The organism is Paucibacter sp. JuS9, assembly GCF_044043925.2.
Classification (GTDB): Bacteria; Pseudomonadota; Gammaproteobacteria; order Burkholderiales; family Burkholderiaceae_C; genus JAUASW01.
The window spans coordinates 602,839-626,772 of sequence record NZ_CP194172.1 but is presented as its reverse complement, the minus strand read 5'-3'; the positions used below and the strand labels follow the sequence as shown (position 1 = coordinate 626,772).

Sequence of the window (23,934 nt, the reverse complement as noted above, 5' to 3'; positions counted from 1 at the left end):
GCCATGGCAGGTGACACGCAAGGTCGGCTGCCATTGGCTACCGACCTCCTCCTTGGCCTGCTGAGCAGCGGCCATCCGAGCCAACACACGCTCCCGCCGGGCAATTCAAGCCCGCGCCTCTGACTGAACAAGATTTCCAACACCGCCATTTCCATGGGCAAGTTCGTCGTCTCGCCCGCGACACATCAGACCGACTGCGGCCGCTTTCGCGCCTCTTTCTCGGTTCATCGCGCCAAGGGCAACGGCAGCTACTGCCGCGTGTTCCGATTCGACAAGACCTTCGCGTCGCGCGACGCTGCGCGGCTCTTCGCGGTCACCCAGGGCTGGCTGCAGGCTTGCATGCCGAACCCGCCTCCGTGCTGAACATCTGCTTCTGCCAGATCTTGCACTCACTTCCCCCCGCTGCGGCCGCCGTGTCGCCCCAGTGCGCGCTGACGGTGCGCCGATACTCCAGAAAGGATCTTCAATGACCAGCAAACTTTATGTGGGCAACCTGCCCTATTCCGTGACCGACGCCAGCCTGAGAAGCAATTTCTCGGCGTACGGAAATGTTTCCTCCGCCCGGGTCATGATGGACCGGGACACCGGCATTTCCAAAGGCTTTGGTTTTGTGGAAATGGCTTCCGCGGAAGTCGCCGAAAAGGCCATCGCCGCGCTGAACGGCATGTCGGTCGATGGACGCTCGATCGTCGTCAACCTGGCCCGTCCTCGCGAAGCCGGCAACAGCTCGACGGGCTACAGCCCGGAAGGCTACCGCGCAGCCAAGCGCTCGGACGTCGGCTACGGCAACGGTGGCTTTGGCGGCGGCCGCTACTGAAGCCCGCAGGCTCCAGCAAAAAACCGACTCTCCCGAGTCGGTTTTTTTTTGCTGCGGCCCTCAGTAAACTCTGCGCGCGAGCAAGCACCCTTCCCATGGCATCAACAGCGACAGCCCCCGAGAACGCCCGCGAGTTCGCCGATGAGCAGAGCTTCCACGACTGGCTCGCCCAGCATCACGACACGGCAGACGAGGTCTGGATCAAGATCCACAAGGTGAGCTCGGGCCTGGCTTCCATCACGCCGAAGCAGGCCGTCGACGTGGTGCTTTGCTGGGGCTGGATCGATGGCTTGCGCAAGGGCTTGGACGATACGAGCTACCTGCAGCGCTACACGAAACGGCGCAGCAAGAGTGTGTGGAGCAAGATCAACGTCGCCAACGTGGCGCGCCTGATCCAGGAAGGCCGGATGACCGAGCACGGCCTGGCACAAGTGCAGGCAGCCCAGGCTGACGGCCGCTGGGAGCGCGCCTATGGCAGCGGCCAGGACATGAAGATCCCTGACGACCTGCAGGCAGCCATCGACGCCGAGCCCAAGGCCCGGGCCATGCTGGCTAACCTCAGCGCGCAGAACCGCTTCGCGCTCGCCTTTCGCGTCCACCACATGAAGACGGCAGCCGGCCGCCAGAAAAAGATCGCGGCCTTTGTCGACATGCTCAAGCGCGGCGAGACGATCTACCCGCAGGGAAAGAAACAATGACTCGTCGCCCTCAAGGCATTGCCAGGATCAGCCCCCCATGAGCATCGTTGTCTTCTGGCTCGAAGCCGACTCGAGCCCCGCCTCCCAGGCCTTCGAGGGCAGCCAGTTGGTCGAGGCGCTCGCCTGCGCTGAACTCAAGCGACGCGAAGGCCGGCACCACGTCATCATCTCGACAGAGTTGGCCGAGAGCGTTGGCCGGCCCGGCGTAGCCACGGTCGCAGACCGCAAGCTGCCCGATGGCTCCGACTACGAATGGTCCAAGGCCCATCGCGGCAAGAGCCCGCCGCGCACGCGCCGCTGACAGCCGGCCGGAAGGCGGGATTTGCTTTTGTTTGCAGTCCTGAATGACTTTCGGCATGGGTAGCGACTCGGCCGCGGGGCTATGGTGCGCGCTTCGCATTTACGTCCTCCCTGGAGTTTTGAGTGACCCCACGCGCCCTGACCCTGGCAGCAGCCCTGTGCTGCGCCCAATTTGCCCAAGCCGCCGCCATCCCCGAATTCGTGCCCGATGTGGACAAGAGCCTGTCCGCCTGCACCGACTTCAATGCCTGGTCCAACAACAACTGGATCAAGGCCAACCCCATCCCTGCGGACAAGAGCCGCTGGGGCGGCTTTGATGCCCTGGCCCAGAAGAGCCAGGACGCGCAGCGCAGCATCGTCGAGGCCGCGGCCAAGAATGCCGACAGCGCCAAGGCAGGCTCCATCAAGCAGAAGATTGGCTGGATCTACCGCGCCGCCATGGACGACGCCGCCATCGAGCGCGCCGGCTTCGACCCGATCAAGAAGGACCTCGCGGCCATCGAGTCGCTGAAGACCAGTGCCGATGTGGTTGCCTGGCTGCAGCATGCCCATGCCCGCGCCGAAGGCCGCACCTTCGGCTTCGGCGTCAGCGCCGACTACAAGAACGCCAAGCGCCAGATCGCATTCGCCAGCCAGGGCGGCCTCGGCCTGCCCGGCCCCGAGTACTACAGCAAGGACGAGTACGCCAAGCTGCGCGAGGCCTATGTGGCCCACATCGCCAAGCATTTCGAGCTGACCGGGACGCCCGCCGAAGAGGCCAAAGCCCGGGCCGCACTGGTGATGCAGCTGGAGACGAAGCTGGCCGCCGCTTCCCTGCTGCGCGTGGAGCTGCGCAAGCCTGCGAACCAGTACAACTTCGTCAGCGTCGAACAGGCCAACAAGATCACCCCGCACTGGGATTGGGCCAGCTACTTCAAGGTCATGAAGGTCGATGCCGGCGTGGCCAGCGCGGGGGGCTTCTCGCTCTCGCATCCCAAGTTCTTCGCTGCACTTGATGCCCTGCTGGCCGAGGCCCCGGTGGCGCAATGGCAGGCCTATTTCGCCTTCCACGCCATCGACGGCGCGGCGCCCTCGCTGTCCAAGGCCTTCCAGGACGAGAACTTCGCCTTCTACGGCAAGGCTGTCAACGGCACGCCCGAGCAGGAAGCCCGCTGGAAGCGCGCCCTGGGCGCGGTCAACGGCAGCATGGGCCAGGCCCTGGGCCAGCTCTATGTGAAGGAGTACTTCCCGCCCGAGGCCAAGGCCCGTGCGCAGGAGCTGGTCGACAACGTGCGCAATGCCCTGAAGGCGCGCATCGAGAATCTCGACTGGATGAGCCCGGAAACCAAGGCCAAGGCCATCGCCAAGTGGGCCACCTTCCTGCCCAAGATCGGCTACCCCGACAACTGGCGTGACTGGAGCGGCCTGAACATCACCGCCGACAGCCACTATGCCAATGTGCGCGCGGCCCGCGTCTTCAACCAGCGCTTCAATCTCGCCAAGATCGGCAAGGAAACGAACCGCTATGAATGGGGCATGACGCCGCAGACGGTCAATGCCTCCTACAGCCCGTCCACCAACACCATCAACTTCCCCGCAGCCATCCTGCAGCCGCCCTTCTTCTACGCCAAGGGTGACGACGCCATCAACTACGGCGGCATCGGTGCCGTCATCGGCCACGAGGCCGGCCATGGCTTCGACGACCAGGGCAGCCAGTTCGACGGCGAGGGCAACAACACCAACTGGTGGACGCCCGAAGACCGCAAGCGCTTCGACGAACGTGCCAACAAGCTGGTGGCCCAGGCCGACGAATACGCGCCGCTGGCCAACTACCCGGACAAGAAGGTCAATGGCCGCATGACGCTGGGCGAGAACATCGGCGACCTCGGCGGCCTCAACATGGCGTACGACGCCATGGTCAAGGCCACTGCCGGCAAGCCCGATGCCATGCTCGACGGCATGAGCCGCGACCAGCGCTTTTTCATGAACTGGGCCAAGGTGTGGGCCGGCAGCATCCGTGACCAGGCCCAGCTGACGCGCCTGAACACCGACGTGCATTCGCCCGCCAGCTTCCGCGCCAACGGTGCGCCGTCCAACATGCCGGCCTTCGCCAAGGCCTATGGCTGCAAGGCGGGTGACCCGATGGTGCGCCCGGACGAGAAGCGGGTGGTGATCTGGTGATCACTGCAGTGGCGCGTACACGCTGCGTGCGCTGAAGGGGAGAAAGGGCCTGCGCTGCAGGCCCTTTTTTGGGTCGTTCACCGATTCGCGGGGAGACGCCGAGCGGCACGTTGCGGCCGTTCGCTTCGCGCTTGCAGAGGTCGGGCGGTAGGCACAGGCTGGCCCCGCCACCGGGCTCATGGTGCGCGGGTTGGCCTCGCGGCCAACTCCCCTCGGTGCTCGCATCACGGGCCGGCGGCGCGCAACTCGCTCCACTCACTTCGTTCGTGCCGCTCAGACAGGGCGCGCCAAGTCAGTTGTTGAAGCGTGCTGCGCACGCCCGGCCCGCGCTGCTGCGCTCTCGGCCGCGCACAAATCGCCCGGCAGCGGGGCCAGCCTGTGCCCGTGCAGCGTTCGTGGCCTGCGAGCAAACACCCCCACGCGGCGCTGCGTTGCACGGTGACCCGGGCAGCTGCGCGGTGAATGCAAGGGGCCGAGCAGCACAGCGGCTCGGGGCAGCACGCGCAGCGTGCCTCAACGACTGACTTGGCACGCCCTGTCTGAGCGCATCGAACGAAGTGAGTGGAGCGAGTTGCGTGCCGCCCCGAGTTGCGAGCAGCGCAGGGGAGTCGGCCTGCAAGGCCGGCCCCCTTGCCTGAGCCGTGCGGCTGCCCGGGTTGCCGTGCAACGCTCTCCCGAAGTGGGCTTCTCGAACGGCAGCAATGTGCCGGCAAGAAACTTCCATGCCCCGTCAGATGATCCCGGTACGCCCGCTGATGGGCGGCATCGACCTGCCGCCGGAGAATGCGGAGGGGGCATTGGGGAGCGATCGGCGGTGCTACTCATTGGCACAATGCGCGATCCAGCTCCTTGGCCTCCCCCGCCAGTTGTCGACTCTTTCATGCCCCGGCTGATTCCTTTCTGAAAAGCACCTCTCGATGAATTCGCGCGCCCACTCTGTCTTCCAGCTTTCCATCGTGCTTGCGAGCGCCCTCCTGGTCGCCGTGCCGAGCACAGCGCTCAGCGCCCCGCACACCAAGCAGCGTGCCACCGCACACAAGCAAAAGGCCAAGGCCCCCGCTGAACCCACGATGACCACCGACGCCAACGGGCAGTCGGTGCCGGTCCTCGCCAACAAGGCTTGGGTGCTGATGGACTTCAACACCGGGCAGATCCTGGCCTCGTCCAACCCCGACGAGCCGCTGCCGCCGGCCTCGCTGACCAAGATGATGACCAGCTACCTGGTCGAACAGGCGCTCAAGAACGGCAAGGTCAAGCCCACCGACCCGGTCACCATGAGCCTCAACGCCTGGTGCCGCGGCGGCAAGGAGGGCGACAGCTGCATGTTCGTGCCACTCAATGCGCAGGCCTCCCTGATGGACATGCTGCGCGGCGTGGTCATCGCCAGCGGCAACGACGCCTCCAAGGCCCTGGCCGAGCACATTGGCGGCTCCGAGGCCGGCTTCGTGGCGATGATGAACGCCGAGGCGAAGAAGCTGGGCATGAGCAAGACCCAGTTCGCCAATTCGGCCGGCCTGCCCGACCCCAACAACAAGGCCTCGGCCCGCGACCTGGCGGTGCTGGCGGCAGCCATCATCCGCAACAGCGGCGAGTACTACCCGATCTACGCCGAGCGTGAGTTCAGCTACAACGGCATCAAGCAGGGCAACCGCAATGCGCTGCTGTACACCGACTCCACGGTGGACGGGCTCAAGACCGGGCACACCGAAGAAGCGGGCTACTGCCTGACCGCCTCGTCCAAGCGCAACGGCATGCGCCTGATCTCGGTCATCATGAACGCCGACAGCAAGCAGGCCCGCGCCGACCAGACGCGCGTGCTGTTCAACTGGGGCTACGCCAACTTCGAGGCAGCCACGCCTGCACAGCCGGGCGCGACGCTGACCAGCGCCAAGGTCACCTACGGCGTGGCGCCCACGGTCAATGCCGGCCTTGCACAGCCCTGGTCGCTGGTCGTGCCCAAGGGCCAGGCCGCCGCAGTGAAGACAGCAGTGACGCTGAATCCTGTACTTGAAGCCCCCATCGCCAAGGGCGCCGTGATCGGCAAGATCGTGGCCACGGCCAACGGCAAGCAACTCGGCGAGGCCAACGTGGTGGCGCTGGCTGACGTGGCGCGCGCGGGGTTCTTTGAACGGCTGCGTCAGCGGGTGGCGGGGTGGTTCTCGAAGTAAGGCGGATGGTGCGGGTTGGCGCCGAGGTGTCGCTGGCGGGCGCGACTGGCGTCGAAGGGCTGGGAGCCAGCCGCTCGAGCTAGGCCTGACCCCTGGCAGCTATCGGCCAGAAGCTGACACTGTCCTGTGGCCGCTCTGCGGCCGACAAACAACATAGCTGGCGGCCTGTGCGCATGCTTAAATGCTGCGCACAAATCGTTATCGATCCGCATAAAACACGTTTGCCCGCACTATGCCTGTCGATCAATTCTCTGAGCAAATTCAGAAAACAGGCTTCGTGCTGGAGAACGTGATCGCGCAACAGCTCAAAGCTGCACGATGGACCGTCATCAGCAATCGCTATTACGTAGACGATGCTGAAGAGTCCGTACGAGAGATCGACCTAGTCGCCTACCAGGTGACCCGCGTCCAGCATTTCGATGTCTACACAGCTCTTCTGATCAGTTGCAAGAAGAGCGACGCGAATGCTTGGGCGCTACTCTGTCGAGAGATCGATCTGAAGGATCCAAACTCTAACTGGCAACCGCTGCACGCCTGGTCAAATGACAAGGCCGTGACCTTTCAACTGGCGAAGTCGGACTCAGCTCGCCTGTATCACGAGGCAATTTCGCCCTCGAAAGTCGGTGATGCGCTTCGCACTCCTGCCGTCGACGTCTTCGCATTTCAAGAAATGAGCAAGGCGTCTGGTGCCCCACAGAACGACAAGGCCATCTTCAGCGCGACTACATCGCTAATGAAGGCTCAGTCCTACGAACTGGATGCACTTCCACAGCGGCGAACCAATCCGGCCGTGTACCAGTTCAACCTCCTCTCCGTCGTTGACTCGGACTTGATTCGTCTCTTCTTCGACGGCACGTCAATCGAGACTCAGCCAGTCGAGCAGGAACACTACATCGCTCGCTACATCATCAAGAAGCAGGCGACATTCTCTCGAATCCGCTTCATGCGCGCCGCCGCCTTTGCGGCGCTGCTTCCAGAGTACTCTTCGCTGCATCTTGAGAACTGTCGCTGGTTTGATGCGCAGTGTGACGAGTTCTACGTAGATATCGTCAAAGATGCTAAGCGCGCAGCGACGCTGATCATTGACTTCCGAAACGAAGTGCGATGGGTCATCAGGTGGGCGCTGATTGAGAAGAAGCTTCCGGCCCCAGACATCGACAAGTTGGACTTCTACTGGAGTGACCGATCCCAACAGATTCAGATCTACGGGCCCTTTGGAAGCGCTGGAGCTCAAGCACTCAATGACGACCAGAAGGTGAAGGGCAAGGTGGCTGCGGCATTGAAGAACGTCTATCGATACGTCGGCGCCTTTGAGTTTGACGATGACGACATTCCCTTCTAGCCAAGCGCAGCCTAACCCCTAGCTTGACGCGACGAGCCCCTGCCAACTTGAACGTTGACCGACTGCTTGCCCGCTAGCTGTGCTGCAATGCGAATTTCGGCTCCGGGTTGTGAGCAGTCCGCCAAACTGCGGGAGCTGAGCGTCGCCTATCGCAGCAAAGGTGCCGTGGTATCACCAATCCAAAAACCTTCAGCCCCCTCACCTATTCCCCTCATCCCCCAACGGCCGCTCATGCGTGAACCTCGGGCTCGCCGGCAGCACGAAGCCAGCCACCGCATCCGGCCTCCCCGCCTCATACCCCGCGAAGTCCTCGCGCAACATCGCAGCCACCGGAAGCTTCGCATCCCGCAGCCCCTGCGCAATCGCCTTCGCCAGCTGATAGGCCCCGTAGTTGCTGTGATGCGTGTTGTCGATCTTGCCCGGCTCGGGCTGAGCGAACGCGGCGCGTGAGCCTTCAACGCCCAGCGCCTCGTAGATCCGCTTGCTGATCGCGTTCAGGTCGATGAAGGGCGCGTTCAGCTCCTTCGCCACCTGGCGGGCGGCGTCGGCGTATTCGATCAGCGAGGGGCGGACCTTGCCCTGCTCGTCGAAGTTGCGGCGCTCCATCGAGGACACGACCACGGGCGTGCCGCCGAAGGTGCGCACGGCCTCGATGTGCTGCTTCAACTCCGCGCGGTAGGTCTCGGCATTGCCGCTGCCGTCTTTCTGCTGCTTCTGGTCGTTGTGGCCGAACTGGAAGAGCACGGTGTCGCCGGGCCTCAGCACGGAGAGGATCTTGTCGAGGCGGCGGCGGGCGAGCGAATCGCGGAAGGTCTCGCCCGATTCGCCGTGGTTGGCCACGGCCACGCCGGGCTTGAAGAAGCGGGGCAACATCTGACCCCAGCTGGCATAGGGCTCCTGAGACTGGTCGGCCACGGTGGAGTCGCCGAGCAGGAAGAGCGTGGGAGTTGCACTCACCGGCACGACCTCGATGCGGCGCACGGCCGGGTTCGTGCCGGTGAACTCCAGCGTCAGGCGTGGGTCCCAGCCCCAGGCTTCTTCCACCGTTTCCCGCGGGGCCTTCAGCTTGACGACACCGGCTTCGAGGCCAGGGCGAGCGGCGATCTTCGGCGTGCGGATGTTGACGGTGAAGCGCTGCTCCAGGCTGCCGCCGGCTGCCACCAAGACTCGCTCCAGCATCAGGCGGCGCAGTTCTGCGCGCACCGTGGTGTCTGAAGGCGCGGCATCGTCGCCCAGCAACAAGCGCACCTCGTAGTTGCCTTCGGGCAGGGCTAAGCCCACGTAGAAGGGCTTGCCGGTGTTGGCCGCCGCGCCGCTCTCGAAGCCCGGTGCGGGCGTGCCCTTGCCCAGCTCCACCCGCCTGGCGGCCGTGCTGGCCGAGGGCGTGTGGATGGGGTCCTGCACCGGCGTGGCCATGCCCGCGCCGAGGTGGAAGCTGGGATGCGGCGGCTGGTTGTAGCCGGCGTTCTGCGCCGCCACCTGCACGCGGTACTGCGGGTTGTGCATCAGCGTGGCGAGGCGCTGCATGGTCGGGTGCGGCGTGCTGAAGACCAGCAGTGCCGTGTCGTCGGCATTGCGCCAGACCACTTCCTCGCGCCAGTCGCCGAGCAGGTCGGCCGAGAGCACGGGCGTGCCCTTGGTGCCGTTGTTCGACCTGGCCCCGAACTTCGCGCCATCCAGCAGCTTGCTGAACGAGAAGGAGGCCGGGTCCCACTTGTCGATGCCGACATGGTCGAGCGATTCGCGCAGGAGGTCGCCGTCCCACCAGGTCGCGAAGTTGTACTTGCGCGGCGCCTTCTCGCTGATCAGCTGGCCGCTGGCGCTCATCAGGCCGCCGATCGAGCCCCAGCATTCTTCGCCGGGATGGGCCGGGTCGATGTCCATGCAGACACCGCGGCCCACATCGGTGTTCCTGCCCGACATGCTCCACAAGATCTTGCCGGTGGCGGCGTCGTGCATCGCGAGGCCATGCTCGCCGTAGCACTTAGGCGCCTCGTGGACCATGAAGATCTGCAAGCCCGGCCGCGCCGGGTCGAGCTTGCCCACATGCAAGGCGTCGCCGTGGCAGAGATTGGTGCTGTAGAGCAGCGTGCCATTGCTGGCGATGGTGGCGGCGCCATAGACGATGTCGTCCTTGCCATCGCCGTCCACGTCGGCCACCGAGAACCAGTGAGCGCCCTGCCCTCGGGCTTCGCCTCCCGCCTTGTCGCTGTCGAACACCCAGCGTTGCGTCAGCTTGCCGTCGCGCCAGTCCCAGGCCGCGAGCACGGCGCGGGTGTAGTAGCCGCGCGAGAACACGGCGCTGGGCCGCTGGCCGTCGAGATAGGCCACGCCGGCCAGGAAGCGGTCCACGCGGTTGCCATAGGCATCACCCCAGGTCGTCGCCATCGTGTCGCCGCGGCCGGGCACATAGTCCACCGTGGCCATCGCCGCACCCGTCATGCCGTTGAACACGGTCAGGAACTCGGGGCCGGCCAGCACATAGCCGCCTTCATTGCGGTAGTCGGCACTGGCATCGCCGATCACGGTGCCGCGGCCGTCGATGCTGCCGTCGGCCGTCTTCATCATCAGCTCGGCCTTGCCGTCGCCGTCGAAGTCGTAGGCCAGGAAGTGCGTGTAGTGGGCACCGGCGCGGATGTTGCGGCCGAGGTCGATGCGCCAGAGCTGCGTGCCATCGAGCTTGTAGGCGTCCACATAGGTGGGGCCGGTGTAGCCCTTCTGCGAGTTGTCCTTGGCATTGCTCGGCTGCCATTTGACGATCAGCTCGTAGCTGCCGTCGCCGTCCAGGTCGGCGGCCGAGCCGTCGTTCAGCTGGTAGCTGTAGGCCACGCCATCGGGTGTCACGCCGTCGGCCGGCTTCCTAACCGGAATGGACTGGTAGGCCGCGGCCCAGGGGCTGGCGCTCGCGGCATCGGCGCCCTGCTCCTTGCCGGCGCTGACCAGGCGGAGCGTGTAGCGGCTGTCGGGCCTGCCCTCCGCATCGAGAAAGTTGCTCGCTTCCAGCGGCTGCTTGTTCAGCCTGGTCTTGCCGCGGTAGAGGTTGAACTTCAGGTCGGCCGCATCCGTGCCCAGCAGGCGCCAGCTGACGAGCGTGCCGGCAGTAGAGGGAATGGCGACCAGGCCGCGGTCCAGCATTTCCATCTGCCGCGCCGGCAGCGATTGAGCAGCAGCGGCTGCGCCACACGAGAGCGTGAGCAGCAAGGTGGGGAGGAGAAGGCGCATCAGCAACTCTCAGTCGAAATGGAACATCGGCTCGAGCGGCCAGTCGATCGGGCGGTTGTCGGGATGGCATTCCATCAGCGGCGCCATGTAGTCCCACCAGCGGCGCATCACGGCCTGCTTGGGCAGGTCGTCGAACGGATAGCCGGGCTTGCGCTTCAAGACCGCGAACAGCGACAGCGTTTCCTCGTCCAGGAAGATCGAGTAGTCGTAAATGCCCGCCCCGCGCAGCGCCTCCGCCAGGTCGGGCCAGAGCTCATCGTGGCGGCGGCGGTACTCCTCCACCATGCCGGGCTTCAACTTCATCTTGAAAGCGTGGTTCATCTCGTTCACCTCAGATTTCAGGAAACATCCTGGACCTCGAAGCTTTGCAGCGACGGGTCGGGCTTGTTCAGCAATGCCTGCAAGTGCCAGGTCTTGCCGGGCAGGCCTTGCACGTCTTGGTCGTTGGGCAGGGCCACGGGTTCACCGGCCAGCAGCACGATCTTCGCGCCGCTGAATCGCCAGTCCTTGGCGCCGTAGATGTAGCCGCCGCGCTGCGCTTCGATGTCGATACGGTCGAAGCGGAAGCCGACGAGCGGCGCCTGCGCCACGCCCTCCACCTCGAAGGCGAGCTGTGCGCCGCGCGCCTGCAGGCCGGACACCCGCACATCAGCGATGCGGGTGCGGCCGTCCTCGGCGCTCACCGGCTTGGCAATCACGCGCCAATGGGCGGGCACGTCCGCCATGCCAGCCGGAATCTCCGCGCGGCTGTAGCCGGGGTTCCAGTTCATCGTGGCGCGCAGCACCACGGGCACGTCGATCAGCTTGATGTCGCGCAGCGTCAAGCGTTCCGCAAAGCCACCCCGTGTCGGCGCCGACTTGAAGAGGATGCCCACCGGCACCGGCGCATGCACCTCGATGCCGCGGACCTCGATGTCGCGAAAGCCACCCGAGCATTCGCTGCCGAAGGTGATGCCTGCCGCGCCTTCGCGCACGATGCAGTCGCGGATGACGATGTGCTCGCAGCACTCGGCCACGCGCAGGCCATCGGCATCGCGGCCCGCCTTCAGCACCAGCGCATCGTCGTTGACGGCGATATCGGCGTTCTGCACCAGCACGTGGCGCGAGGAATCGATGTCGATGCCGTCGGTCGACGGGCCGCGCTGGCCTTCGTCGCCGTTGTTGCGGATGACGACGCCGTCCACCGTCACCTGCTCCGAGTAGCAGATGTGCAAGCCCCAGAAGCCGGCGCGGCGCAGGAGCAGGCCGCCGCCCACCTGCACGTCGAATGATTCGTAGATCTGCAAGAGCCGCGGCCGCTGCGCGTCGTAGTCGGAGGCCCAGCGCAGGCCGAGCGGCTCGTAGCGGCGGCGGAGAAGCCAGTAGCTGTCCCAGAAGACCTGGCCATCGCCGTCGATGCAACCTTCGCCCGTGATGGAGACGCTCTGCTGCGCGCAGACATTGACCAGCGCCGCCGGCCAGACCATCTCGATGCCGGCGATGCGCGTGGGCATGAGCGGGTAGTCGGCCAGCGCTTGCGAGCCAAGCAAGGTGACGCCGCGGTCCAGCTGCAGCGTCACGCCGCTCTTCAGGAAGATGGCGCCGGTGAGATAGACACCCGGCGCGAAGACGACGCGGCCACCAGCAAGAGCCGCCGCGTCGATGGCCGCCTGGATGGCGGCCGTGTTCAGCATGCAGCCATCGCCAACGGCGCCGAAGTCCTGCGCCTGCAGAGCTTCAGCCACCCAGGCCTCAGACGATGCCGCTGCCGCTCGCTCCGGCCTTGGCCGGACGCTCCGCCGCCTTCTGCGCACGGTAGCCCACGGTGCGGTAGCAGGCCACCGGGTCCACCGCCGCGCCGCTGCGCATGCGGGCCATGGCGAGGATGGGGCTCACGTCGGTGCGGAAGGCGCGCTTGAGGGTCTGCGCGGCCTGGTGCACGTCGTTCGCTTCCTGGAAGCCGGCGAGCGCAATGCGGTCCACCAGCGCAGCCTGCACGTAGGCGCGCTGCACTTCGACCGCGCTGCTCATCAGGCTTTCGATCGGATCGGTCACGTTGTGCGACTGGTCCAGCATGTAGGCCGGCTTGAAGGCAGGGCCATCGCGCAGCGCCGCATCGGCCAGCTCGTTGAACACCAGGAAGAGCTGGAACGGGTCGATGGAGCCCGAGTCCAGATCGTCGTCACCGTACTTGCTGTCGTTGAAGTGGAAACCGCCGAGCTTGCCGAACTGGGCCAGGCGCGCCACGATCATTTCGATGTTGGTGTTGGGCGCGTGGTGGCCCAGGTCGACCAGGCACTTGGCCTTCTCGCCCAGCGTTTGCGCGCAGGCGAAGCTGGTGCCCCAGTCGGCAATCGTGGTGGCGTAGAAGGCCGGCTCGAACAGCTTGTGCTCGATGTACATCAGCCAGTCGGCCGGCAGCGCCGCGTAGATGCCGCGCATGCTGTCGAGGTAGCGCTCCAGCGCGCCGCGCAGGTTGCTCTGGCCGGGGAAGTTGGCGCCATCGCCCACCCACACGGTCAGGCCCTTGGAGCCCAGTTGGCGGCCCAGCTCGATGCACTCGATGTTGTGCTGCACCGCCTGCTCGCGCGCGGCGGCGCTCATCGCCGTGAGGCTGCCGTACTTGTAGGTGTGGGCCTGGCCGGCCTGGTCCTGGAAGGTGTTGGAGTTGACCGCGTCGAACGACAGGCCCAGGCTTTTCGCCCGCTCGAACAGCGCCTTCGGGTCGCTCGGCTTGTCCCAGGGGAAATGCAGGGAGACGAGCGGCGTGGCACCCGTCAGCTGGTTGATGACGGCGCAGTCGGCCAGCTTCTCCTCCACATTGCGCGGCTCACCCACGCCGGGGAAGCGCGCGAAGCGCGTGCCGCCGGTGCCCACGCCCCAGCTCGGCAGCGCCACCTGAAAACCCTGGGCCAGGGTGGTGAGCTTCTCGATGTCTTGCCCGCGGCGGGCCAGCGTGCCGGCCAGCGCCGCATAGTCGGCCTCGAGGTCGGCGCGCAGAACGGCGTTGTGCTGCTGCACCAGGCTGGTGTTGATGACGTAGTCCATGCTTGTCTCCGGATCTCTTTGCTTGTCTGTCGCTGCAGTGCGATGGTCAGTGCAATGTTCAGCGGGTGAATGCCGCGGCGTTGCCGGCATCCACATTGAGGATGTTGCCCGTGCTCTTGGCCGCCTTGTCGCTGGCCAGGAAGTACACGGCCTCGGCGATGTCTTCCGGCAGCACGCCCAGCTTGAGCATGCTGCGCTTGCGGTAGAACTCTTCCACATCGTCGGCCTCGATCTTGTTCGAGGCGGCGCGCTCTTCCTTCCACTTGCCGTCCCAGATGCGCGAGCCGCGGATCACGGCGTCCGGGTTCACCACGTTGACCCGGATGCCTTCGCTCGCGCCTTCAAGTGCGATGCAGCGGGCCAGGTGGATCTCGGCCGCCTTGGCGGTGCAGTAGGCCGATGCGCCTGCCGAAGCCACGAGGCCATTCTTGCTGGCCACGAAGACCATGCTGCCGCCGGTCTTTTGTTGCTTCATCAGGCGGAACGCAGCGCGGCTGACCAGGAAGTAGCCGGTCACGAGGATGCTCTGGTTGCGCTGCCAGACTTCCAGCGAGGTGTCTTCCAGCGGCGCGGCCGAAGCGATGCCGGCGTTCGACACCAGAATGTCCAGGCCGCCAAAGCGCAGCGACGTGGCGGCGATGATGGTCTCGACAGCCGCTTCACCGGTGATGTCGGCCTGCACCGTGGCCACGCTGTCGGCGCCGAAGCTCTTGACCAGATCCTTCTGAGCGGCGGCCAGCGCTTCGGTGTCGATGTCGGTCAGCATCACGCAGGCGCCTTCGCGCAGCAGTTGGCGCGCAACAGCCTGGCCGATGCCGCCGGCACCGCCGGTCACCAGGGCCACGCGGCCGGCCAGGCTCTTGGGCTTGGGCATGCGCTGCAGCTTGGCTTCTTCGAGCAGCCAGTACTCGATGTTGAAGGCTTCCTGCTCAGAGAGGCCCACATACTTGTCCACGCCATTGGCGCCACGCATCACGTTGATGGCGTTGATGTAGAACTCCGAGGCGATGCGGGCCGTGGCCTTGTCCTTGGCGAAGGACAGCATGCCCACGCCGGGGATCAGGTAGATGATCGGGTTGGCATCGCGAACGGCCGGGCTGTTGGCATGCTTGCAGCGCTCGTAGTAGCCGATGTAGTCGGCACGGTAGGCCTCCAGCGCCGCGTCCAGCCCGGCCACGGTCTTGTCCAGATCGGGGTTGGCCGGGTCGAAGTCCACCACCAGCGGGCGGATCTTGGTGCGCAGGAAATGGTCGGGGCAGGAGGTGCCCAGCGCCGCCAGCGGTGCCAGGTCTTGACTGCAGACGAATTCCAGCACGGCAGCGCTGTCGTCGAAGTGGCCGAGCTTGAATTCGGTCTTGCCGATCTTGCCGCGCAGGAGCGGCATCAGCTTGGCGGCAATTGCCGCACGCTCTTCAGCGGCCAGCACCGGCGCCTTGGCACCGCCAAAGGCCGGCTGCTTGCTGTTGGCGTTCAGCCAGCTCTCGGCGCGGCGGATCATGTCCAGCGTGTTCTCGTAGCAGCCCTTGGCCGTGTCGCCCCAGGTGAAGAGACCGTGGCCTTCCAGGATGATGCCCTTCAAGTGCGGCTGCTCGGTCGAGAGCGCCTCCAGCTTCAGGCCCAGGTCGAAACCGGGGCGCTGCCAGGGCAGCCAGCCGAGCTCGCCTTCGAAGATCTTCTGCGTCAGCGCCTTGCTGTTGGCGCAGGCCGCGATCGCGATGATCGCGTCCGGGTGCATGTGGTCCACATGCTTGCGCTGGATATAGGCATGCAACGGCGTGTCGATACTCGCGGCGCGCGGATTCAGGTTGAAGGTGCAGTGCGGCAGGTAGTCCACCATCTCGTCTTCGAGATCAAGGCCGCGATAGCGATTCTTCAAGCCCTTGAGTTTCTCCAGGTACAGCGTCGAGAAACCGTCGATCTTGATGCTGCCCAGGTCACCGCCCGAACCCTTGACCCACAGGACCTCGACCTGTTCGCCGGTCAGATAGTCCGCCATCATCACCTTGGCCGAGGTATTGCCGCCGCCGAAATTTGTGATCCGGAAATCCGAACCGAGGAGATTCGAGCGATACAAGAGCAATTCCGGCTCGCTCATGGTGGCGGCAATTTTGTCGTCCCACAAGGAATTGATGGAATCCTTGCCCGTATTCAGTGCATTCATGATTTGACCGTGGTTGAAACTGACCCGCAAAACCCTGCTTCGCTCACCCGGCGGGCGGCGGCGCGGCCAGGTTCCGCTGCAATGGACGCCAGTAGAGGCCAGGGCGAAAGAGGTGTCAATGCAGAAGCAATCAAGTCAATGAGTGATAGCAAGATGCGCAAATGAATGATTGAAATGTGGCGGCGCAACAATCGCAATCACGCTTTGCGCATTGATTGCGCAGACATTCGCCATGAATCAATCATTGATTTGAGCGATTGGCGATTGACCATGGCCGCCTGCTGGCGTAACTTCGGTTCCGCCGCATGTGCCTGGCGGCCAGGCTCATGAGCGCGGTGAACAGGCGGAGCCGGCTGGTGATTCCGCTGCTCGCCTGATTGCTTTGCCAGCGCCAGTATCCGAGGTGATTTCATGATCAATCACAAGCGCCACAAGCGTTTGCTCAAACTGCTCAACGAGCATCAGCATGCCAGCGTCCAGGAATTGACCGAATGGTTATCTGCTTCCGCCGCCACGGTGCGCCGGGATATTGGCTGGCTGGCCGCAAAGAATCAGTTGACCCGCACCCGCGGCGGCGCGGCGAAACTGCAGCAGAAAAAGCGGCAATTCACGCTGTCCAGCGAAACATTCCAGAACAATATCCAGAATCGCGCCGCTGAAAAGCGCGCCATTGCCCGCCATGCCAGCAGCATGTGCAATGACGGCGAAACCATCATCATCAATGGCGGCACCACCACCTACATGATGGTGGAGTTTCTGGTCGAGAAGCAGCTCAAGATACTCACCAACTCATTCCTGATGGCCGAGCGGCTGCTGGTATCGAGCGACAACGAGATCATCCTGCCGGGCGGCAAGGTCTACCGCGAGCAGAACGTCATCCTGAGTCCGTTCGACAACGACATCACCCAGCACCACTACGCGGCCAAGATGTTCATGGGCGTCTATGGGCTCTCGCTGCTGGGGCTGATGGAAGCCGACCCGCTGCTGATCCAGGCCGAGAAGCGCCTGATCAGCCAGACCGACGAGCTGATCGTGCTGGTGGACAGCTCCAAGTTCGCGCGCCGCGCCGGCCTCATCCTGTGCGGGCTGAACCGCGTGTCCTGCGTGATCACCGACACCGGCGCCAGCGACGGCGCGGTGCAGGCGCTGGAGCACGAAGGCGTCAAGGTCGTGACCGTGGCGCCGGAGCCGCTGGAGCAGGACGGCGGCTCCGCCGACTTCGAGTCCTCTAGCGAGTTCCCGCTGGCGGCGAATGATCGATTCTGATGGGCCGGTCTACCTGACCAGCGCCTGGTAGGTCAGCACCTTGATGCGCTGGTTCAGCGTGGAATTGCCGGCCGGGCGGTGCTGCGTCATGAAGATCAGGATCAGCCGCTCCTTCGGGTCGACCACGTACTGCGGGAAGTAGGCGCTGCCCCAGCCATAGGCGCCCACCGAGCCCATCTCGCCGCTGATGCCCACGTCGCCGATGGTCCAGAAACCCAGGCCGAAGCCGTCGCCGTCGATGCTGCGGTATTTGTCGCCGGTGTGATTGGCATGCATCAGCGCCACGGTCTTGGGCGCCAGCAGGCGCACGCCATCGAGCTCGCCGCCGTTCAGGAGCATCTGCAGGAGGCGCGCGTAGTCGGTCGTGGTCGAGAGCATCCCGGCGCCGCCAGACAAGAGGCGCTTCGGGCCGTTGACGAAATCGCTCTTCGCCGCCGTCTCCTTCAGCACCAGCCTGCCGCCTTCCATGCCGTAGACATTGGCGAGCCGCGCGGTCTTCTCGGGCGGCAGGAAGAAGCTGGTGTCGGGCATCTTCAAGGGCCCGGTGATGCGCTCCGCGATGAATCGGTCCAGCGGCATGCCTGAAATCACCTCGATCACGCGGCCCAGCACGTCGGTTGCGTAGCCGTACTGAAAGGCCTCACCGGGTTGGCCGTGCAAAGGCAGGGCAGCCAGGCGGTCGACCATCTGCTCCAGGGTTTCGTCCTTGTCGAGCAGGTACCAGTCGGCCAGGCCGGCTCGTTTGTACTCGGCACTGGCCAGGCCGCTGCCGTAGGTCATGCCGGCCGTGTGGCGCAGCAGGTCGCGGATCGTGATCGGGCGGCGCAGCTTCTCGGTCACGTAGGCCTGGCCGGAGCCAGCGGGCGCCGGCACAGCGACGACCGAGTTCGCGAAGGCCGGAATGAACTTAGCCACCGGGTCCTTCAGGAGGAAATGTCCTTCCTCGTAAAGAATCATCGCGGCCACGCTCGTCAGCGCCTTGCTCATCGAAGCGATGCGAAAGATCGCATCCTTCTGCATGGGCTTGCCGCCCTCGATGTCCTGCTGGCCGTAGGTCTTGAAGTGCACCGGCTTGCCATCACGGGCGATGTAGACGATGGCGCCGGCGATCTGCTGCTGCTTCACCTCCCCCTCGACCACGGCATCCAGGCGCTGCAGGCGCTGGACCGAGAAGCCTGCGGGCGTCAGCTCGGCCGGCTTGGCGGCATGCAGTGGCGCGCTGATCAGGCTCAGTCCCAGCAGCAGCGCGGCACACAGATTCATCTTTCTGATCATCTCGATACGGCCCGGAAGTTCGACGCGCGAAGAGTGTCCCTGTTTCAGGCCCGGTCAAACAATCATTCGCATGCGAGAAATGCGCTCATCGCGCGCAGGGCATGATGCAGGGCCACGCTTGCTGGCAGCATTCGCCTCATGAAAATGGAAGAAGAAGCAACCGTCGTCCTCGACATCGGCAAGACCAACAGCAAGCTGAGCCTGCTCGGCCGCGATGGTCGCGTGCTCCAGGAGCAGCGCCGGCCCAACGTCGTCTTGCAGAGCGGCCCCTATCCGCATCTGGATGTCGAAGGCCTCTGGCCCTGGATGCTGGAGACGCTGCAGCACTTCGCCGCCCAGGCTCGCATCACCGCCATCGTGCCGGTGACGCATGGCGCGACGGCGGCGATGGTCGATGAACAAGGCCTCGTGCTGCCGGTGCTGGACTACGAGTTCACGCCGCCCGAAGAGAGCTACCGCAGCAAGCGCCCGGCCTTCGCTGAAACCTTGTCGCCCGAGCTGCCGGCCGGGCTCAACCTCGGCCGGCAACTGGCCTGGCTGGCCGCGCGCTTTCCGGTCGAGTTTGCGCGCAGCCGCCATGTGCTGATGTATCCGCAGTACTGGGCCTGGCGCTTCAGCGGCGTGGCGGCAAGCGAGCTGACTTCGCTCGGCTGCCATACGGACTTGTGGAACCCGCAAGCAAGGAGCTATTCCTCGCTGGTGAGCGCCTTGGGATGGGAAGACAAGTTCCCGCCCCTGCAAGCCGCCTGGACCCCGCTCGGCCCGCTGCTTCCCGAAGTCGCCCGCGCCACCGGCCTGCCGGCCGATTGCGAGGTCGTCTGCGGCATCCACGACAGCAATGCCTCGCTCTTGCGCTACCTGCAATCGCAGGAGCCGGTCACCGTGCTCTCCACCGGCACCTGGGTGATCGCCGCAGCGCTGCGCAGCCCGAGCCCGCAACTCGATGAGCGGCAGGACATGCTGGCCAATGTCGATGTGCATGGCCAGGCCGTGCCCTGCATGCGCTTCATGGGCGGCCGCGAGTTTGCTGCACTGGCGGGCGGAGAGCCGGCGGCGTTCACCATTGCCGACCTGCAGGCCGTGGTCGACCAAGGCACGCTGGCCCTGCCCTCTTTTGCTGAAGCCGGCGGCCCCTTTGCCGGACAGGTCGGACGCGTTGAAGGCCCCGCGCCCAAGACGCCGGCCGAGCAGGCGGCACTGGCCACGCTCTATTGCGCCCTGATGACCGACTACTGCCTTGGCGCACTCCATGCCAGCGGCCCCGTGGTGGTGGAAGGCAGCTTCGGCCGCAACCCGCTGTTTGGCGCCGTGCTGGCTGCGCTTCGACCCACTCAGCGGGTCAGCATGTCGGACGACAGCAGCGGCACGACCTGCGGCGGCTGGATGCTGCACCGCTGGGGCGAGCAGCCCGCAGCCTCGCAGCACCTGGCAGCCCCGCTGCAGCTGTCCGGCCTGTCGAGCTATCGCCGGCAATGGCAGGCCCTGCTGCCCAGGCCATAGAAGAATTCGTCGCCGATCTACAGGAATAGCGCCGACCGGCACATTGCGGCCGTTCGCTTCGCGTTTGCAGAGGTCGGGCGGTAGGCACAGGCTGGCCCCGCCACCGGGCTCATGGTGCGCGGGTTGGCCTCTCGGCCAACTCCCCTCGGTGCTCGCATCACGGGCCGGCGGCGCGCAACTCGCTCCACTCACTTCGTTCGTGCCGCTCAGACAGGGCGCGCCAAGTCAGTTGTTGAAGCGTGCTGCGCACGCCCGGCCCGCGCTGCTGCGCTCTCGGCCGCGCACAAATCGCCCGGCAGCGGGGCCAGCCTGTGCCCGTGCAGCGTTCGTGGCCTGCGAGCAAACACCCCCACGCGGCGCTGCGTTGCACGGTGACCCGGGCAGCTGCGCGGTGAATGCAAGGGGCCGAGCAGCACAGCGGCTCGGGGCAGCACGCGCAGCGTGCCTCAACGACTGACTTGGCACGCCCTGTCTGAGCGCATCGAACGAAGTGAGTGGAGCGAGTTGCGTGCCGCCCCGAGTTGCGAGCAGCGCAGGGGAGTCGGCCTGCAAGGCCGGCCCCCTTGCCTGAGCCGTGCGGCTGCCCGGGTTGCCGTGCAACGCTCTCCCGAAGTGGGCTTCTCGAACGGCTGCAACGTGCCGTCATGAGTCATCCCGAGAAATCGGCGGAGCGGCAATAAAAAGCGGCTCCCGAAGGAGCCGCAGAAGCTGGCCGTTGCAGCGGCCAGGAGACATAAGCGGAATCAGAGCTTGTAGCCCACCGTCAGGTAGTAGCGGCGGCCGGACCAGGCCAGCTCGTTCGGGCGCTGCAGGTCGCCAGCGTAGGTCAGCTCGGCCTGGTTGGTCAGGTTCTTGGCCTCCAGAGAGAACGTGAAGTTCTTGTTCAGCTTGTACTGGACCTTGGCGTCCAGGTAGCCGCTGCCGTCGCGGAAGTTCGGGTTGCCCGACACGTCGTTGCCGCCCGTGTAGTACTTGTTGCGATGGTGGTAGGCGATGCGGGCGTTGAACGAGTCCTTGTCGTACCACAGGCCCAGGTTGTAGGCCTTGGTGGACAGGCCCGGATAAGGCAGCACCGAGTTGTCCAGCGGGCTCAGCAGCTCATTGCCGGCGGCGTAGCTGAAGGTCATGCGGGTCAGGTTGGCATCGACGCCGAAGCCGCTCAGGAAACCGGGCAGGAAGGTCAGCGCCGTGCGGCCCGACAGCTCGAAGCCCTGGGTGCGTGCGCCCTCGCCGTTGATCGCCTGGGTCACGTCGAACAGGCGGCCGTCACCGAAGAAATTGACACTGCCCTGGCGGATGTTGGCGCGGACATAGGTGTCGATGTTCGTGCGGAACAGCGCCAGGCTCAGTTGCGAATCGCGGTTCGGGTAGTACTCGAGGCTCAAGTCCTGCTTGGTGGCGCGATAGGGCTTCAGGTCGGGGTTGCCGGCCGTGCAGTCGTCAACGCCATCGCCGCCGCGGCCGGGCGAGCCGCTGCCGGTGGTGCAGGTGACGTTGGGTGCCAGCAGGTTCAGCGCAGGGCGTGCCATCACCTTGCCCCAGCCCATGCGAAGGATCAGCTTCTCGGGCAGCAATTGCAGCGCAGCATTCACGCTGGGCAGGATGTCGCTGTAGCTGCTGTCGATGCCGACCACCTTGTTGTTGTTCACCAGCACCGTGCAGGTCGTGAGCACGGCCGGATCGCAAGTGCGGTCGGTGTAGAGGCCGGTGGACTTCACTCGGGTCGCGGTGTAGCGAGCGCCGAGGTTGCCGTCGAGCGCCATGCCGAACAGCTCGGTGCCCCAGTCCATCTGCAGATAGCCGGCCTCGATCTTCTCGGCGATGTCGAAGGTCGGCACCTGCGGATAAGTCTTGCCGTCGCTGCCGGGCGTGTTGTACAGGTAGGCGTGATTGAAGGCGCTGGTGTCGAAGTACCCCGACGAGACGGCAGCGGCATAGCTGGGCGCCGTCCAGTTGCTGGGCACGTTGCCCATGTTGCCGTAGCCGCCGAAGAAGGTGCCCGGCGAGCTGGTGCGCAGCGCGTTGACGACCTCCTGCATCTTGGCGCCGGTGACGTAGGACGTGCGGAAACCGGTGTTGATGAAGGTCTGGGTGTCGTTCGGGCGCTGGGCCGTGCCCGTGTACAGCGGGTCGAAGATGATGGTCTGGTTGACGTTGGCGGTGCGGGCGTTGATGTCCACCGCTTCCGTGGTGTTGCTCAGGCTGCCGTTGTTCTGCACCAGGTAGCCGCCACCGTTGTATTGGGCGGAGCGCGAGTCGCGCGCCTGCATGCCGAAGTACAGGGTGTTGAAGAAGCTGTGGCCGATGTCGTAGGTGAAGTCCAGCTTGCCCTGGCGCTCGGAGTTCTTGGTCGCCGAGGGGCGGTACTGCATTTGCGCCTGCACATAGGACGAGGCGCTGTCGGGGCTGTAGCCGCTCGGGAAGGTGAATGTCGGCAGGCGGTCGGCGCCCAGCTTCACCACCAGGCCCGGCGCATTCTGCGTCAGCACGATGGCATTGCTCTCGCTCTTGTAGTCAGCCGTGGCATTGCTGAGCTGGCCGTCGATCTTCCAGTTGTCCTTGTTGTACTTGAAGCCCGCCTGGTTGTAGACCGACTTGATGTCCAGCGCAAAGTCCCGTGCCGAGGTCGAGAAGGCACCCTGGCCACCCTGGCCGGCGACGGCCAGGCAGTTGCCGACCGTGTAGCTCGTGACGTGGTGGTTCTCGAACGTCATGGTGGCCGGCGTGGCCGTGCCGCTGATGGCCGTGCAGGTACCTGCGGTCTGCACCGTGCCGTCGGCCCGGTACACAGGCGAGTTGCCCGCGTTGGACAGGCGGTTCGTCGCCGTCAGGTCGGTGCCGAAGTTCATGTCGTTGAGCTTCTGCGCCTGGGTGTTGGCCTGGTACATGAGCCAGGCGTTGAAGTTGTCGCTGAACTTGTACTGCGCGGTCAACTCGGCGGAACTGCGCTTGTGGTCACGCTCCCAGATGCCGTAGCGCGAGATGCGCGGCGCGTAGTCGAACCACTGGCTCTGGCACTGCGAGCGGTCGGTGGCATTGGTCAGGGCGGCGCAACCGGCGAACGTGGTGACCGCAGCGGCCCTGGCGTTCAGACTGGTCAGCGTTTTCTCGGGCGAGTTGTCCCAGTCGCGCAGAAAGGTCCAGGAGGTGTTGCGCGAGAAGTCGCCGCGCGTGTAGATCTTGTCGTAGACCAGGTTGGCCATCAGGCCGAGCTTGCCGTCCAGGAACTTGTCGGCCAGCAGCAGGGTGCCGCGGGGCTGGACACCGCCGCGCAGGCTGCCCTGCTCGGCCGCGATGCTGCCGGCAATCGTGCGGTCCTTGAAGTCCAGCGGCTTGCGCGTGTTGATGAGCACCGTGCCGCCAACGCCGCCTTCGGTGAACCGGGCCTGCGTGCCCTTGACCACGTCGATGGACTGGATCAGCTCCGAAGCCAGCTCGCGCAGCTCGGCGCCGCGGCCGGCGCCGCCATTGGTGCCAAGCACCGACATGCCGTTGATCTCGACGCGGTTCAGGTCGGGTTCCACGCCGCGGATCGACACCTGCGAGCCTTCGCCAAATTCACGGCTCAACTGCACACCCGAGATTCGCGAGAGCGCCTCGCCGACATTCTTGTCGGGGAATTGATTGACGTCTTCGGCGACGATGGAATCGGTCACCGTGCCGGCATTCTTCTTGCGGTCGATGGCCGAAGCAATCGAGCGGCGCGTACCGACAATCTCGACAGTCTCCAGCTGGTTCTTGGCCGGCTTGCCGTCCTTGTCGAGTTTCTCGGCGGCCGGGGCCGCGGGCTTGGCAGCGGCAGCAGGTGCTGCCTGCTGGGCCTGGGCGGCGGCGGCGGCAAACAGTGCCGCGATGGCGATGGCGGTACCGGTCTTGAGAGGGAATTGGGCGGCGCTGCGGCCGGTATAGGCAGTCATCTTGCTTGTCTCCAGGAGTCGTCCATGGGTTGACAGCTGCTTCAATGAAACGCTGTTCTGATTTGCAGTCTAGGACTGGCT

16 protein-coding genes are annotated in these 23,934 nt (G+C 65.1%); 9 read left to right on the top strand and 7 right to left on the bottom strand.

Annotated elements, in window-relative coordinates:
• Nucleotides 1–153 precede the first annotated feature (153 nt).
• From ABT392_RS02685 to ABT392_RS02655, 7 genes are all read left to right on the top strand, one after another.
• Nucleotides 154–363, top strand: coding sequence for a hypothetical protein (locus ABT392_RS02685; protein ID WP_334278576.1), 210 nt, complete (start codon nt 154–156; stop codon nt 361–363).
• A gap of 103 nt (nt 364–466) precedes the next feature.
• Nucleotides 467–817, top strand: a complete 351-nt coding sequence (locus ABT392_RS02680; protein ID WP_395386707.1) for an RNA recognition motif domain-containing protein — start codon at nt 467–469, stop codon at nt 815–817.
• A 95-nt stretch (nt 818–912) separates the two neighbouring features.
• Nucleotides 913–1,515 (top strand): YdeI/OmpD-associated family protein, encoded by a 603-nt coding sequence (locus ABT392_RS02675; protein WP_395386708.1) that lies wholly within the window; start codon nt 913–915, stop codon nt 1,513–1,515.
• A 37-nt stretch (nt 1,516–1,552) separates the two neighbouring features.
• Nucleotides 1,553–1,816: a hypothetical protein gene (locus ABT392_RS02670; RefSeq protein WP_395386709.1), complete on the top strand. Its 264-nt coding sequence runs from the start codon at nt 1,553–1,555 to the stop codon at nt 1,814–1,816.
• Between the two features lie 122 nt (nt 1,817–1,938).
• Complete coding sequence (locus ABT392_RS02665) at nt 1,939–3,975, top strand: M13 family metallopeptidase (protein ID WP_395386710.1); 2,037 nt, start codon at nt 1,939–1,941, stop codon at nt 3,973–3,975.
• A gap of 917 nt (nt 3,976–4,892) precedes the next feature.
• The gene (locus ABT392_RS02660) at nt 4,893–6,143 is read left to right on the top strand and encodes a D-alanyl-D-alanine carboxypeptidase family protein (RefSeq protein WP_395386711.1); all 1,251 of its coding nucleotides are present in this window, start codon (nt 4,893–4,895) and stop codon (nt 6,141–6,143) included.
• A gap of 232 nt (nt 6,144–6,375) precedes the next feature.
• A complete protein-coding gene (locus tag ABT392_RS02655) occupies nt 6,376–7,485 on the top strand; it encodes a hypothetical protein (RefSeq protein WP_395386712.1) in 1,110 nt (369 codons plus the stop codon).
• 198 nt (nt 7,486–7,683) lie between these two features.
• Here the strand turns inward: ABT392_RS02655 and ABT392_RS02650 are convergent, their stop codons facing one another.
• From ABT392_RS02650 to ABT392_RS02630, 5 genes are read right to left on the bottom strand one after another with little or no spacing between them, the layout of a single operon-like run.
• Entirely contained in the window at nt 7,684–10,707 is a 3,024-nt protein-coding gene (locus ABT392_RS02650; protein WP_395386713.1) for a rhamnogalacturonan lyase family protein, read from the bottom strand.
• A 9-nt stretch (nt 10,708–10,716) separates the two neighbouring features.
• The gene (locus tag ABT392_RS02645; protein ID WP_334278566.1) at nt 10,717–11,028 is read right to left on the bottom strand and encodes an L-rhamnose mutarotase; all 312 of its coding nucleotides are present in this window, start codon (nt 11,026–11,028) and stop codon (nt 10,717–10,719) included.
• Between the two features lie 17 nt (nt 11,029–11,045).
• A complete protein-coding gene (locus ABT392_RS02640; protein ID WP_395386714.1) occupies nt 11,046–12,431 on the bottom strand; it encodes a glycoside hydrolase family 28 protein in 1,386 nt (461 codons plus the stop codon).
• Between the two features lie 7 nt (nt 12,432–12,438).
• On the bottom strand, nt 12,439–13,734 hold the full coding sequence (rhaI, locus tag ABT392_RS02635; protein WP_334278564.1) for an L-rhamnose catabolism isomerase: 1,296 nt from the start codon (nt 13,732–13,734) through the stop codon (nt 12,439–12,441).
• 58 nt (nt 13,735–13,792) lie between these two features.
• On the bottom strand, nt 13,793–15,895 hold the full coding sequence (locus ABT392_RS02630; RefSeq protein ID WP_334278563.1) for a bifunctional rhamnulose-1-phosphate aldolase/short-chain dehydrogenase: 2,103 nt from the start codon (nt 15,893–15,895) through the stop codon (nt 13,793–13,795).
• Between the two features lie 411 nt (nt 15,896–16,306).
• Here ABT392_RS02630 and ABT392_RS02625 point away from each other — a divergent pair, with 411 nt between their 5' ends.
• The gene (locus ABT392_RS02625) at nt 16,307–17,161 is read left to right on the top strand and encodes a DeoR/GlpR family DNA-binding transcription regulator (RefSeq protein ID WP_395386715.1); all 855 of its coding nucleotides are present in this window, start codon (nt 16,307–16,309) and stop codon (nt 17,159–17,161) included.
• 9 nt (nt 17,162–17,170) lie between these two features.
• Here ABT392_RS02625 and ABT392_RS02620 read toward each other — a convergent pair whose 3' ends face one another.
• The gene (locus ABT392_RS02620; RefSeq protein WP_395386716.1) at nt 17,171–18,424 is read right to left on the bottom strand and encodes a serine hydrolase domain-containing protein; all 1,254 of its coding nucleotides are present in this window, start codon (nt 18,422–18,424) and stop codon (nt 17,171–17,173) included.
• A gap of 150 nt (nt 18,425–18,574) precedes the next feature.
• Between ABT392_RS02620 and ABT392_RS02615 the strand changes: the two genes are divergently transcribed.
• Nucleotides 18,575–19,936, top strand: a complete 1,362-nt coding sequence (locus tag ABT392_RS02615) for an FGGY-family carbohydrate kinase (RefSeq protein WP_395386717.1) — start codon at nt 18,575–18,577, stop codon at nt 19,934–19,936.
• A gap of 743 nt (nt 19,937–20,679) precedes the next feature.
• Here ABT392_RS02615 and ABT392_RS02610 read toward each other — a convergent pair.
• Nucleotides 20,680–23,853, bottom strand: coding sequence for a TonB-dependent receptor (locus tag ABT392_RS02610; RefSeq protein WP_334278559.1), 3,174 nt, complete (start codon nt 23,851–23,853; stop codon nt 20,680–20,682).
• Nucleotides 23,854–23,934: the final 81 nt, after the last annotated feature.